Source organism: Haladaptatus rarus, assembly GCF_054177585.1.
The window spans coordinates 1-13780 of record NZ_JBPEHG010000006.1 but is presented as its reverse complement, the minus strand read 5'-3'; the positions used below and the strand labels follow the sequence as shown (position 1 = coordinate 13780).

13 protein-coding genes are annotated in these 13780 nt (G+C 56.1%); 7 read left to right on the top strand and 6 right to left on the bottom strand.

Features of this window, described 5'->3' with window-relative positions; genetic code table 11:
- Positions 1 to 162: 162 nt before the first annotated feature.
- The 3 genes from ACR3FE_RS14500 (at position 163) to ACR3FE_RS14490 (ending at position 2877) form a co-directional block, all read left to right on the top strand.
- Positions 163 to 792, top strand: a complete 630-nt coding sequence (locus ACR3FE_RS14500; RefSeq protein WP_458207872.1) for an IS607 family transposase — start codon at positions 163 to 165, stop codon at positions 790 to 792.
- Positions 785 to 2515: a zinc ribbon domain-containing protein gene (locus ACR3FE_RS14495; RefSeq protein ID WP_458207871.1), complete on the top strand. Its 1731-nt coding sequence runs from the start codon at positions 785 to 787 to the stop codon at positions 2513 to 2515. The genes ACR3FE_RS14500 and ACR3FE_RS14495 overlap by 8 nt, the downstream gene beginning before the upstream one ends.
- 188 nt (positions 2516 to 2703) lie before the next feature.
- Entirely contained in the window at positions 2704 to 2877 is a 174-nt protein-coding gene (locus tag ACR3FE_RS14490; RefSeq protein ID WP_458207870.1) for a hypothetical protein, read from the top strand.
- Here ACR3FE_RS14490 and ACR3FE_RS14485 read toward each other — a convergent pair.
- Positions 2871 to 3815, bottom strand: a complete 945-nt coding sequence (locus tag ACR3FE_RS14485; RefSeq protein ID WP_458207869.1) for an NAD(P)H-binding protein — start codon at positions 3813 to 3815, stop codon at positions 2871 to 2873. The genes ACR3FE_RS14490 and ACR3FE_RS14485 overlap by 7 nt on opposite strands.
- A 272-nt stretch (positions 3816 to 4087) precedes the next feature.
- On the opposite strand from ACR3FE_RS14485, the gene ACR3FE_RS14480 reads away from it, so the two are divergent.
- On the top strand, positions 4088 to 5059 hold the full coding sequence (locus ACR3FE_RS14480; RefSeq protein WP_458207868.1) for a hypothetical protein: 972 nt from the start codon (positions 4088 to 4090) through the stop codon (positions 5057 to 5059).
- Positions 5060 to 5159: 100 nt separating this feature from the next.
- On the opposite strand, the gene ACR3FE_RS14475 is transcribed toward ACR3FE_RS14480, so the two are convergent.
- The gene (locus ACR3FE_RS14475; RefSeq protein ID WP_458207867.1) at positions 5160 to 5639 is read right to left on the bottom strand and encodes a hypothetical protein; all 480 of its coding nucleotides are present in this window, start codon (positions 5637 to 5639) and stop codon (positions 5160 to 5162) included.
- 366 nt (positions 5640 to 6005) lie between these two features.
- Here ACR3FE_RS14475 and ACR3FE_RS14470 point away from each other — a divergent pair, with 366 nt between their 5' ends.
- Positions 6006 to 6809 carry a hypothetical protein gene (locus ACR3FE_RS14470; RefSeq protein WP_458207866.1) on the top strand — a complete coding sequence of 268 codons (804 nt, stop codon included), beginning with the start codon at positions 6006 to 6008 and terminating at the stop codon, positions 6807 to 6809.
- Positions 6810 to 6811: 2 nt separating this feature from the next.
- Here the strand turns inward: ACR3FE_RS14470 and ACR3FE_RS14465 are convergent, their stop codons facing one another.
- Positions 6812 to 8332 (bottom strand): CehA/McbA family metallohydrolase, encoded by a 1521-nt coding sequence (locus ACR3FE_RS14465; RefSeq protein ID WP_458207865.1) that lies wholly within the window; start codon positions 8330 to 8332, stop codon positions 6812 to 6814.
- Positions 8333 to 8555: 223 nt separating this feature from the next.
- Complete coding sequence (locus ACR3FE_RS14460; protein WP_458207864.1) at positions 8556 to 9785, bottom strand: CaiB/BaiF CoA transferase family protein; 1230 nt, start codon at positions 9783 to 9785, stop codon at positions 8556 to 8558.
- 280 nt (positions 9786 to 10065) lie between these two features.
- Between ACR3FE_RS14460 and ACR3FE_RS14455 the strand changes: the two genes are divergently transcribed.
- On the top strand, positions 10066 to 11121 hold the full coding sequence (locus tag ACR3FE_RS14455; protein WP_458207863.1) for an enolase-like domain-containing protein: 1056 nt from the start codon (positions 10066 to 10068) through the stop codon (positions 11119 to 11121).
- Between the two features lie 32 nt (positions 11122 to 11153).
- Here the strand turns inward: ACR3FE_RS14455 and ACR3FE_RS14450 are convergent, their stop codons facing one another.
- Complete coding sequence (locus ACR3FE_RS14450; RefSeq protein WP_458207862.1) at positions 11154 to 12137, bottom strand: LLM class flavin-dependent oxidoreductase; 984 nt, start codon at positions 12135 to 12137, stop codon at positions 11154 to 11156.
- A 342-nt stretch (positions 12138 to 12479) separates the two neighbouring features.
- Here ACR3FE_RS14450 and ACR3FE_RS14445 point away from each other — a divergent pair, with 342 nt between their 5' ends.
- Positions 12480 to 13229 (top strand): bacteriorhodopsin, encoded by a 750-nt coding sequence (locus ACR3FE_RS14445; protein WP_458208179.1) that lies wholly within the window; start codon positions 12480 to 12482, stop codon positions 13227 to 13229.
- 145 nt (positions 13230 to 13374) lie between these two features.
- On the opposite strand, the gene ACR3FE_RS14440 is transcribed toward ACR3FE_RS14445, so the two are convergent.
- Positions 13375 to 13680, bottom strand: coding sequence for a hypothetical protein (locus ACR3FE_RS14440; RefSeq protein WP_458207861.1), 306 nt, complete (start codon positions 13678 to 13680; stop codon positions 13375 to 13377).
- Positions 13681 to 13780 lie beyond the last annotated feature (100 nt).

Sequence of the window (13780 nt, the reverse complement as noted above, 5' to 3'; positions counted from 1 at the left end):
CGTCACTCCTGACGGAGGCGGTTGTACAACCATGCGAAGAGGTACCCGCCGGTCAGCGCATCAAAAAACGCCCAAATGGCCCCGATAGTGAGTCCCGGGAGGGTTGTGTAACTGCAACGAAAATACGAAGTATTAAGTAGTAAACGGCAGTGAATAGCAGTAATGACAACGGTGTACTCCATCGGCGAGTTCGCAGATGAACTTGGAGTCCACCCCGAAACCGTCAAAAAGTGGTGTCGGGAAGACAAACTTTCGTACTCCCGAACACCCGGTGGCCACCGACGGATTCCCCACACAGAACTCCAACGACTCACTGGTAAACCTTCACGGAGAACTGATAAAGTCGCCATCTACGCCCGCGTCTCAGGCCACGCCCAGAAGCAAGACGGCGACCTCGACCGCCAACTCGAATCACTCACCGAATATGCTCATGACCACGGGTGGAGTATCGAAAACAAATACTCTGACGTGGGAAGTGGCCTCAACGAAAACCGCCGCGGACTCAATAAATTGTTAGATGACGTCGAGAATGCCGGCTACGGGCGCGTTCTCGTTACGTATCAAGACCGACTCACACGATTCGGATTCTCATACCTTGAACGTCTCCTTGACCAGTACGGTGTCGAAATCACCGTCATCGACGAAGAAACCGACAAGACCGCCCAGGAGGAACTCGTTGACGATCTCTTGCAACTCGTCGCCAGTTTCGCAGGCAAACTGTACGGGATGCGTTCCTCGAAACGAAAACGCATAGTCGAAACCGTCGAATCAGAGGTGGAAACCGATGAGTAGTCATTTATCACTCCCGGTTCGACTTCCTGTTGAAGACCGAGAACGACACGCTCGATTAGACGCACTCACTACTCGAGTAGCCAACCAACTCATCGAGCGATACTGGACGCCGGAACACCTCACCGGGTTGGACGATTACTCGTATCAAGCGTGGAAATACTTTGATGAGACCAAAGCGTTCAGCGGTTTTGGCCTGTATCTCCCGAGCCGATACAAGCGGTGTCTGATGCAGAAAATCGGTGAGACACTGCGGAGTCATGCCGACAAACGAAAAGCGTTCCAATCCATCCAACCTGTTCTTCCTGACCACAAGATTCGCCGCATTCATACCCGTCGAATCAAGGAAACGCTCTGGGACGCTGAAGAATACATCAAATCGGGGTATATTGACTTGCTTATCGAGCAACTGAACGCCTATTACGACTGCCACGGGCACTTCCCTGGTTCGTATTTTAATCTGCAAGAGTGCCCCTCGTACTCGAAAGGAGTGTTGCCGTACTCGGCGGATGACGGCCCGAAGAGCGGGCAGGCAGTAAAATATGCGTACGACGAGGGTACGCAGACACTCACAGTCAAGCTCAAAACGCCGGATACGCTCGAACCCGAAACGAGAGGTGATTGGACGTGGACAAAACATGTCCTCGAAGGTTATCGAGCATTTCACGAACTTGTCGAACACGGGAATCTCTCCGCGCCCTCGTTTCAACCCACTCGAATGAAAACAGGTGATGAATACTACGAGCTTTCGTTTCCTGTGGAGGTCGAACACGCCGAGAAAGCAGACGACGTGGAAACTGTTTTAGCAATTGACGGGGGGATCCGAAAAGACGCTACCGCTGTCGTTGTGAACACCGACGGTGAGCAACTCTCCACACCGTATTTCATTCAAAACACGGAGCGAGGACGGATGCAGAATCTCGCTCGTGAACGCAACCGCCTCAACTCGAAACTCGCGTATCTACGTCGGCAAGGACGCGACCACACAGACAATTTCAGACACGTTCACGCAGAGTACGAGCGTGTGAACAACAAGATTGTGAACAAGCGTGAGCAGTTGGTTCACGATGTCGCCAACCAAGTCCTTGCGCTCGCTCTCGTGTACGACGTTGACGCAATTGTTCACGAAGACCTTCGTTCCCTCTCACCGCCTCGCGGTGCAGGCCGCCTCTCGTGGGAGTTATCGTCGTGGGCACGGCGGGACATCATCTCGAAAATCGAGTATCGGGCAGACATCGCCGGACTGCACGTGCGAAAAGTGCGTCCGGGCAACACGTCACGATCGTGTCCTCGGTGCGGTTCCACAGGATACACCACCAAGTCCCCCGACCATTATCACGAAGTGTGGTGGGGTGGTCACTTCCGCTGTGACAACACTCGGTGTGGGTATCAGGCCGACCGAGACTATGTTGGCGCTGTCAACGTGGCGCGCGTGTTCTTCAGCGAGTCGGCGTCGCTACACCACGAGTTCACGTCCTCGTATATCGGGGATGCTGAAATCGTGCTAGCAAGCCGTTCCGCTGGCATGCGTCTCACGTTTGGGACTGCGCCAATTGCGTACACTGAACAGTCGGAACAAGCTGTGACTGCTGGTGGCGGGTCGTGTGTCATACAGCCCGCTGTCACCCCGACAGAGACGAAAATCGAGAGCAGTAACCAGGCCGTGTCAAGCCCAGCGACACACAGCACCTCTCAATTCGTGAAGAGGAGTGCTGTTTACTGCTGAAAATTGGAACGGTTTCGTTATAACCACGGTACACATCGGCGAGTAGTCGCTCCCACCGTTTTCCCCACCCGATCCGAGCGGTCAGACCGAGAACAGCAACTGCACCAGCCCAGAGCAGTCCACACGCCAGTCCGAACGCCCACGGGTCGAGTCGAGACGTTTCTGAAGCCATCGATTCGGGTACGGTGATGAGTGACAAAAAATTGGGGGATTGGTCGATTCGATTCAGCGAGAGTTGTACGTACGCCAGCAGGTACTGGATGATGGAGTTTCGTGTTCGGTCGGAGTCGGGACTGGAACATGCATCGTTCATCGACTCGTGGGCAGAAGGCACGTCGACAGTTCCGACGACTGCCTACTGACCGCTGATCGCAATCCTGTCGAGCTTCGATGACGCACGTTCCGCCGTCGACTCGTCCGTCTCTGGGCCAAGTGCGCGCTCGATAGCGGAATCGTACGAACCCAGTTCTATCGGTACGAGGCGTCGGATGGGCTCGTCCTCTGCGGTGACCTCGTTTCTGAGACCATGAATCAACGGTCGAACGAGGTCGTCGGGGACATCGGTCACGAGTTCGACCCAGTACGACGATAACCGTGGGGTCAGCACCGGAACGGGAATGATCAACGAAGGTCGACCTGCGACGTTCGCCGTCAGATTCATGAACTCCTCGTAGGTGAGCACTCCCGGACCGCCGATATCGTAGGAGGTTCCCGCGGTTTCCGGTATCTCGATGACTCCGACGAGATACGCGATGACGTCGTCAATCGCGATCGGTTGACAGTCCTCTCGAATCCAGCGCGGCGTTATCATCACGGGAAGGCGCTTCGCGAGTTGTTTCGCGATTTGGAAACTATCGTTGCTGTCACCGATGATAACCGCGGCACGTAACGTCGTTAGGTCGAACCGACCCTTCGCAAGTATATCCTCGACCTCTCGACGTGACTGGAGATGCTTCGAAAGATCTTCGTCCTCGTCACCGAGGCCGCTGAGGTAGACGACCCGATCCACACCGGCATCGTCGGCTGCTTCCCGGAAGTTGCGGGCACCACGACGGTCTTTTTCCGCGAAATCGTCATCGGTTCCCATCGAATGAATGAGATAGTACGCGGCATCGACGTTCGTTAGCGCATGCTCGAAACTACCTGTTTCGAGGACATCGCCCTCGTAAACAGCGTCAGCGTCACCGTCGTACCCGTCGGCATTACGAGTCAACACGACGACTTCGTGGCCCCTTGCTGCAAGCGTGGGCACCAGTCGACTTCCGATGAAGCCCGTAGCACCGGTAACTAATATTCGCACAATCGTGATACATCGCGTAGTTGTTTACGTCTTCAGCATGAATGTTCAAACCTGAATCCGAAGAGGGGCAATTCAAGCGTTTTGAAAACGGTAGCGGAGGAATACTCAGGGGTGGCAAGAAAACTCACCCGAAGGCACAAGACGTGAAGAGGTGAACCACCTCGGGGTCAAGCCCCGGGGCATTCGCCTCGACCGCCTGTAAATGAGAACCGACAACGTGTACGCGCAGCATCACGACAAGGCTTATGCGGCTATTATCTGTTCGTTAGTGTATGCGACGTCGCGCCCTCCTCGCGTCCGGAACCGGTGTTCTTGCTGCAGCTATGGCCGGCTGTGCTGGCCTTGGGCTGAACTCGTCGGCTGGCTCTTCGAACTTGGTCGGCAAAGCACCTGCCGCTCGGCTTTCGATGACTTCGGTGACCAACCCCGAACTCCCTAGAAAAGTCCTTTACACTGTCGAAGCGAACGACGATCACAACGGGAGAACTCAACTCTTCGAAAGAATTCTCGATGGGGAAACGACTGTTGAGGGAACCCGGCCACCGCTTCCAGCGGATCGCCATCTCCTCTACGACGACGCGGTTTATCGACTCTCCCGCGACGTACTCGAACAGACGCCAGCAACTCGATATTCGGTGAAAGTGGACATCGTCGAGGGATCCGTGGACGAATCCGAGACGATTCGATTCTCTGACCTGCCGACGGTCGACCGTGAAGCGTTTGGCGAAAAGGGACTTGCGAGCGGAGAGACCATCGGCATCGGGACGACGTTTCTCTACACGAACGCGGAACGGAACCGGTCAGTACTGGTTCCCGAGTCGGAGTATTCGGTTATCACCTGGAAGGATGGTTCACAAGCGGAGTGGGTCGTCGATGACGCATATCAAACGACGGTCAACACCTACCGATATTCTGCCGAACGAGTTGCATCTGGCGAAGAGTACGGTAGGCAATTGCGCGAGCGGTTTGCATTCGAACTCGAAAACTTACCGGACCCGCAGCGAGAGATCGTCGAAACCGCCATCGAAGAGTCACACTATCTCGTCGATTCGGACGAGACACCATCATCCGCGTTGCTCTCGTTGGCACGCCGGTTTCGGAAGCACGAACACCCGACTGCGCTCGATGAAGACGGAGTCGGGGATCGAAATGGATCGTATCTCGTTCAGTTCGACGAAACTGTGTATTGGACGGTTCTGATGGTTCATGACGACGGGGTACGGACGGCAACCCGAACCGCGTAGTTATCGATCAGATTCCAGTATCGAACTCCCCTGTGGAATATTCCAGTAGCAAGGAGGTTGCGATAGTCACGGTGCAGATGATACCTCTGTGAAGGAGTTTTTAGCCGTCGAGGTGGCGAAACCGAGGTGAATGTGCCTGCGTCTCGATGATCGCGACCTGCTTGCCGTCGATGGTGACTGTGAGCGTCTCCGCAGATGTCGGGAGGGCAACCGACGCGTCCATTGTCGTACGCGGTTGGCAATCATCGGATGGTTGCTTCTCACTGTTGCCCGGCGAAGTGGTCACTGCAAGTACCCATTCTCCCGGTGCAGATTCGTTGAGGTCGGCACGAACTTCGATATCGGGTTCGTCGTGAACGAAACTATAGTTCATCAGATAGACCGACCGGTGGTCACCGTTCGGGACCTGACCGATCCAGGCACGCGGGTCGTCTTCGTCGACACAGCCAGTGGCGGTCGAAAGACCGTGGGATGGAACGCTCGTTCCGGAGAGCGGAGGTGTTACAAACTGCATCACCACGACACCCAGGACGAGACCGATGATGATTCCAGATACGAGAGACCACGTTCGAGAGTCCATAGTCAAAAAAGGGTGGCTCAAACGATAAACGCAGATATCGATTCTTCTACGGTGAGAACAACGATGGGAGTGGAGCGGGCGAATCAGTTCGCCCTGAGACAAAACCGAACGATCTACGAATTCTGTTCCAACTCTCGAAAGTTCGATCGTCGTGCTACCCGGTTCAGAGTTCTGGATTTATTCCGGATATCACTATCTGATTCTCGCGGTTTGAGAAGCAGACTCTCGTCTTTTTACGATTTCCACCGAATAAATATATATGAATAGAACTGTTACAAACTGTTTGGAATTACATCGCATTGCCGCAGTTTTCTTGCCAACGGAACCGACCGGCTTCAGTCTCACTAACTCTCGGGGTGTTCTCGCATGAACCTTCGTCGTGTCCTCGCGGTCAGTTTCGCCGTCTTTCTCGTGGTCATCGCCGCAGCAGCCAGCGGATTGTTCCTCTACTCCCAATATCTCTACCGTGACAGCTACGGGAGTGAGTACCACTACGACGTCCGTCTCTCTCCGTCGGCACCAGTCACCAACGTCACTGTCCTGGTACCCCTTCCGAGTCACGACGGTGAACCACTCGTGGACGCCGACACTGTAAGCCATCCGTTCACTCCCGATGATTGGGCGTACGACATCGTCGAGACGGAGTACGGCTCGATGCTCCGGATACGGGCCAACGAGATTCCAACCGAACCGACATATCATTACAACGTCATCGAAGACAACCGCCTCGTTCGTTGGGAGTCTATCTCGGCGACGGAGTACGACTCCAACAACAGCAGTCATCTTCGCGTCACACACGACGATGTCGATATCAGCACCGGTGTGGAGAGCGACCGAACTATCGACACCAGATCGCCGATCGAGAGCGAATCTCTGCTCCATCCGCACGAGAATCGCACGGAGACGGCGTGTTTCTCCTCGCAGGATGAAGACGAGACCTGCTACACCTACGACGGTCGTATCTTCGTCTCTTACGAGGCTGCTCCCGATACAGCCGTATCCATCTCCATCGAACTATGGGGATCGAACAGTTGGTGGGTGTTCGGCTGGAACTACAACGAGTACATCGACCGCCAGTCCGTCGAGATCGTCGGGCCGCAGGACGGGTGGGTCATCACCGACGGCAACCTCGAGACAGGACAGGGGAATTATCGACCGCCACCGAAGTGAATCTATGCAGATTCAACGAAGATAGGATTGGTGAGGGCGATCATCTCCCCTTCTGGTTGTCGAATCTCGACTCGAACGAACGCTGATGCTTCTGGCGATGTCTCGTACGTCAATCGTGCAGACGAGTTCGTCACTGAGGCTCGCTTCACGGTGCCGTCTTGTGTATGGAACGTGATCTTTGCTTCCGGCACGCCGCTGATTCGAAGTTCAACATCGATCGGGGCCCCTGGCGGTCGTTCCAGTTGTTCACCAGGTATCGCATCATCACCGTTCGAAGTGGCTATCATGTCGATGGTGACCTCATCCGATGCGGCCAGGTAGGAGTTCCCGGACGAGAGTCCGGAGAGGATCGCATCTCGACCCAGACGCCCAGCATGAACGACGGTCTGTGGTAATCCGATTTCGTCTTCGTCGTCGTGTGCGTCACTGCCGCCGACAGCCGGGAGATACTGCCCTTTTCGGAGCATTCGATCCCATGCCCGGATCGTTTCCTCGTCGTCGAACGACCACGGGCCGTTCCACACCTCGATCGCGTCTATCGTCTCGTAGCCGAACCGCCATCCACAGCCCTCGTATGGACAGAACGGGTGATTCGCAACCGCGATTCCACCGACGTCGTGCACCTGCTGGACGAAACCAGCGAGTTCGTCGTCTTCGGGCGTGTACCGCCAATCGATCCACTGGTCCGGTTCGAGTCCCAGTGCATTGTAGTGGCCAGCCCGCGTTGTGACCTCTTCCCCGTTCACGATGAGCAGATCAGAGCGTGCGTACTTTCCCCATTCCAAGTTCGCCGTCGTCGTACTGTGATCCGTCGAGACGAAGAAATCCAGTCCAGCATCGACGACACCTGCGACGAGATCCTCGGGAGTGTACGATCCATCAGAGTGGACGGTATGTAAGTGCAAATCACCCCGAAACCAACCTGCGGTCTCTGTCACGGGGTCACTTGGTGTTGGCTGAGGCTCGAACGCTGGCCCCGGATCCGTCGAGTGCATCGTCACGTCGATCGCATAATCGATTCCTTCGGCACTAATACTGTATGGCCCGAGGACGATAGACCACGTTCCAGCACTGATGTCACCCGGATAGTATCCCGGCGTCGCTTGCGACCGTGACAGCATGAATTCGTCTTTCGTGCCAGCCGACCAACCTCGGAAGCCCTCCGCATTGCCGAGGTCGTGTCCGTCTGGATCGAAGATTCCGATTTCGAGGAGATTCTCTTCGGATTCGTTGTAGTCGTAGCTGACGTGGAGTTCGGTAACGTCGTCGGGAACCTCGAATGGGACGTACACCCAATCGGGGGAATCGGGTTCCAAATGGCCTCGAATCCGTTTGCCGTGCTCACCACGGGACCCTACTCTCACGTCCGTGATCCCTGGCGTAGCAATCCCCATCGCGCCAAGTGCGCGTATCGATTTGAGGACGCTTCGCCGGGTAGGTTGTCTCTCGTCAGGCATCGTCTCCTCGGTGGATTTCTGCAACGTCGTGTCGAACAGGAACGTCTCGTCGTTCGTGTTCCGCACCGAAGCCAGTCTCAGTTGCCGCAGACTACTTCTCTCCGAAGGATGCGACCGTTGTCCATGGCAGAAACGTGGTCCAAGTTAATGAGCGCGTCGGCGTCAGGCCCGTCGGGAATCTTCTGGCACGCGAGGTTCGCACTAAGGATGCACAAGGCAATATGGGAGAAAAGACAAGCAAGCCACGTAGTATCCCAATATCTCCTGCGTGCGATACTACCGGTGATCGTCACTCGACAGCATCGATATTTCGTAATCTATCGATTTCACTGTCACTGTAGCCGTACTCCAGTAGGATCTCCTCGGTGTGCTCTCCAAGTCTGGGTGGATATCGACGAATCGACGTCGGCGTGTCTGAGAAGTGCATCGGGCTTCCAGGCATCTCGATGGTACCTGCAGTCGGATGGTCGATGGTCTGATACATATCACGCGCCTCGACCTGAGGATTTTCGAAGACCGCTTCGATGTCTTTCACTGCTGAGGCAGGAACGTTGTGGGCGTCGAAGAGGGATTCGAGCTCGTCAGTTGTGTACGTCTGAAGTTCCGATGTGAGAATCGTATCTAACTCTTCGCGGTTATTGACGCGGTCGGCGTTCGTCGCGAACCGATCATCGTCAGTCAGGTCTTCACGGTCGATCGCCTGACAAAATCGAGGCCAGATCTCTTCTGATGCCACCGCCACGACGATGTATCCATCCTCGGTCGGAAGCGCTTGATACGGTGAGATCGTCGGATGTTTGCTCCCCATCCGTCCTGGCGGGTCTCCAGTTGCGAAGTAGTAGGAGGCCATGTAGGTCATCCACGCAACCTGACCATCGAGAAGACTCACGTCGATCTTTTGGCCTCCAGCATCTCCAACTTCGCGCTCGAAGAGAGCGGCTAAGATCGCTTGGGCAGCGTACATTCCAGCGCCGATGTCAGCAATCGCGACACCGACTCTGACCGGGGGGCCATCTTCCGTGCCCGTGATACTCATCATCCCACCTTCCGCCTGCATGATGATGTCGTACGCTGGTCGATCTCGATCTGGCCCCCATTCACCGTATCCGGTGAGCGAACAATAGATGAGGTCTGGATTGTCTGCCTGTAGGTCTTCGTAGTCGATCCCCCACTCTTCCATCTTTCCGACACGGAAGTTTTCGACGACGATGTCCGCATCTGCTGCCAACTCACGGAACACATCTCGGCCTTCTGCAGACGCCAGATCGAGCGCGATCGAACGTTTGTTCCGATTGACACTCATATAGTAGGCACTTTCGTCGCTATCGCCGTACCTCGGTGGATGCCATCCGCGCGTTTGATCACCAGTGTCTGGCCGCTCGACCTTGATCACGTCAGCCCCGAGGTCACCGAGTTGCATCGTACAGAATGGCCCCACCAAAACACGCGAGGCGTCTAATACGGTGATACCATTTAGCGGGCCAGAATCACCGGTGGAATCTTGCGCTTCTCCTGTCATCACCTCGTCTCTAATGCAGAGACCCCTGTTATGTCTTCCTCGAATCGCCAGATTTTCACTCGTCTTCGATGGGTTCGACATCGGAATCGCCAGCCCCCCACCATCGAACTTACCAAGTGACTGTGGACGAGTCCAGTTTGCTCGCCAACTCGGAACCAAGAAAAGAGGTGGTGATACGGTTTTGGAGGAGAATATCGCTCGTCCTGAGTCGTCGTCAATCGTATCAAAAATCCAAATAGTTCCAGCGAATGTATGAATCCCCTCCCCGTAGAATCAGATAGTGACACTCTACGATCGCATCGCCGACCTTCCACTCACAATCGAGACTAACGAGCGAACCAGTCGCCAACGGGAGACCTCGGGAACGTTCACCCGTGTTTCCTCTACGTTCGTCATGTTGGCGGGCGATAAATTCGGAGCTGGCGAGGACGTCACCTACGATGCCGTCGACCACGAGATATTGCCCGATCCGCCAGTGTTCGATTTCGCTGGCGAGTACACGTTCGACGAGTTCTCGCGGTCGCTCGATGATGTCGATCTCTTTCCGACGAAGCCGCCCGAGCGCGAGATATCCCGAAACTATCGACGCTGGGCGGTGGAGAGTGCTGCGCTCGATCTAGCGCTCAAACAGAGTGACACGACACTCGGGTCGCTTCTCGGTCGCGAACGATCACCGGTTCGGTTCGTTGCCAGCGTCCCAGTATCGGATGGCGACCCCGAACGGGTAAAAAAGACACTTGCGATCAACCCCACGTGTGAGTTCAAGCTCGACCCGACTACCGAGTGGACCGAGGAAACGTTCGCGACGCTGGCAGAGACTGGGGCGGTTCGCATTCTCGACCTGAAGGGTCAATACAACGGGACGGAAGTCCATCAGGAATCGAAACCAGCGCTCTATCAGCAGGTTTTCGAGACGTTCCCCGATGCTATCGTGGAAGACCCTGCTATCTCCGACGATGTTCGAGACCTCCTCGTGTCGAATACAGACCGTCTCTCGTGGGATGCACCCATCCATGGCGTCGACGATATTCGCGAACGACCATTCCCACCGAACTGGTGTAACATCAAACCGTCACGATTTGGAACAGTCCGTTCGCTGTTCGAAACCATCGAGTACTGTCAGGACAACGGCATCGAAATGTATGGCGGCGGGCAGTTCGAACTCTGTGTCGGGCGAGGGCACATACACCTTCTCGCGTCGCTGTTTTACCCCGACGCCCCGAACGACGTGGCGCCGCGAATGTACAACGAACCGGAACCCAGAACCGAACTGTGCAGAAGTCCACTCGAACCGCCTGAAGACCCAGTTGGCATGGAGTGGCAACAACCCCAGTGAGCGACGACGAGGTCGTACTCCCGGGGGGATTCTCAAAAACTGGACGGTGCCAACGCTTCGATGGTTCGCTCGGCCATCTTCTCGTCAGCGTTGCTCGGGATGGTCACCATCGGTCTGGTGATGCAGTCGATATCGCTGATGGCCTGGAACTGCGTGCGTGCCTGTTCGGGCGTCCCTGCAACCCCGAGCGCCTCGACCATCTCGTCGGTGACGTTCTCGGCGGCGGTCTCACGGTCACCGCTACGCCAGGCCTCGGCGACGGTGGTGGCATCGTTCGGGAATCGCTGGGCAACCGCCTGCTCGTATCCGCGACCGTTACCGACGTAGTAGGCGATGTGGCCCCGGATGGCATCCTTGGCCTTTTCGGCATCGTCACTGACCGCTGCAGGGACATACGGCGCGACATCGATAGTCGTGTCGCGGCCAGCCTTCTTCGCCTGATCGGAGATGTACGCAAAGTTATCTTCGAGATCCGGGAACGGGATATTATGGGGAATCCAGCCATCGCATAGCCGGGCGACGACGCGCCGATTTGCCTCGCCAAGTGCTGCGTGGTAGATAGGCACGTCAGCGTCCAATGATGGGAAATCCCGGACATCGAAGACATCTCCCTCGTAGTCGACACGGCCTCCATCGTCGAGAAATGCCGAGATCAATTCGATGGTTTCGTGAGCGCGCCGAACCGGATTCGGGTCGTCCCAGTCCATGCCGTGGAGATCTTCGATGGCTTTCTTCGTCGACGTCCCGACGCCAAGTCGGAACCTACCGTCGGAGACCTGGTCAAGGCTGGCAGCGGTCATCGCCAACACGGCAGGCGTCCGCGAGAAGACGTTGAGGATCGCCGTGCCAAGCTCGACGGTGTTCGTATGGGCGGCGATGTCGGTGAGTTGGACGACGGAACTCGTCCCCCAGAGTTCGCCGAGCCAGAGGCCATCGTAGCCGAGTGCCTCGGCCCGGACGCTGAGCTCGGTGTGGTCGAGGTTCGTCACCTGTGGCAACAGCAGGTCGGTTGGCATGGTCTATCCCACGCAATGGGGGGTGAAAAAACCGGGGCGATAGCCGCAGCCGACGGCGTCTCATTTCGGGTAAAGATCATAACGACGAAGATTTCGACGGCCGTCAGCCCGACGACAGAATCGTCGTTCGCATCGTGGACACGAAGCTAGAAGGCCATAATTTCGGCTGTTACGGTAATGGCTGAGTCGAATTATATTGACGGCGATCAGTGTGCTTGTTTCCATCTAGATTATATCTGTCCAACCATTAGCCGTTGACATATGATGCCGATCACTGACCTCATAGCGAGAGCACCTTCGATGGCACTCGACCCTGCGGTCGAATGAGCGCTTGCAGACCCACTGCTATCGGCTTCCCTATGGGGATTGATCGCCCTGATGGGATTCTCATTGATCCTGTTCGTGTACATGGGTCGGAACGTCACAGACGATCGAGTGAAACTCATCTTCGTGGCGACCATCGGTATCCCGGCCGTTTCGATCGCGAGTTATCTCGGCCTCGTTTCGGGACTGACCGTCAGCGTCATCGATATCCCGGGTCGGGGAGAGAGCGTCACGCTGTGGGGACGATACCTCACGTGGACGTTTTCCACGCCACTCATCCTGTTCGCATTGGGTCTGCTAGCAGGGACGAGCCGAGCGAAATTGTTCACTGCCATCATCTTCGATATGGCGATGTGCATCACTGGTCTCGCAGCTGCGTTGACCGTTCAGGCCGTCTGGCTTCGGTGGATGTGGTTCGTGTTGAGTTCGGCATTCTTCGTCGTCGTCCTCTACATCCTTCTCGTCGAGTGGCCACGTGATGTCGCTGACAAGAGTCCAGACATCCAGAACCTATTCAACCGTCTGAAATACCTTACTGTCGTCCTCTGGATCGGCTATCCCATCGTCTGGGCGATCGGTACCGAAGGAATTGCGCTCCTCGGAACTGGCGTCTCGGGGCTCGCGCTCACCTCGTGGGGCTACAGTCTCCTCGATATCGGCGCGAAGTTCGTGTTCGCGTTCCTCCTCTTGCGGTTCCTCGCCGACGAACCTGCCGGAGTTACCGAAAGCGCACACGCAGAACCGACCGTTGCCGTCGACGATGACTAAGAGAGTTACTGACGAGAGGATCGACTGGTCCCGGAATCGATAGCCTCGGGACTGAGTTTTCTTTTCGCGAGGAGAGGACCCCACCGGTCACAGCAGGATCGACGTCGCCAGAGGTAAGGGCTGGTTCTGTCGTCGCTTCTCGAAGTCAATCCACGGCTTCGACCTCAACCCAGGCGTGGCCTCTCATCGATAGTCTGTCAGGGACTGCCTCACCACGGTCTGTATTGTCGAAGATGACCGCATACTTGCCTGCGGGAACACCACTGTCCTCAGTCCACCCTCCAGAGACGGTCAGTCCGCTCGTGTAGCGATACTCGAACTCGCCGCCTGCCGTATAGGCTGCGAGTTGGTCCTGAGAGAGAAAGAATACGTCGACATTCGGCCCCTCGACGACGTCGATCCCGAACTTCACGCTGCGTTTTTCCTTTAGCTGGCTCTGGTGAATCGCCATACAGCGGTTGATTTGGCTATGTTGCGGCACGCTTGATGTTATGAACGACACATTTCACGACGAGTTCACGAAATTCTCGGTACCAGGTTCGCGCACGCAC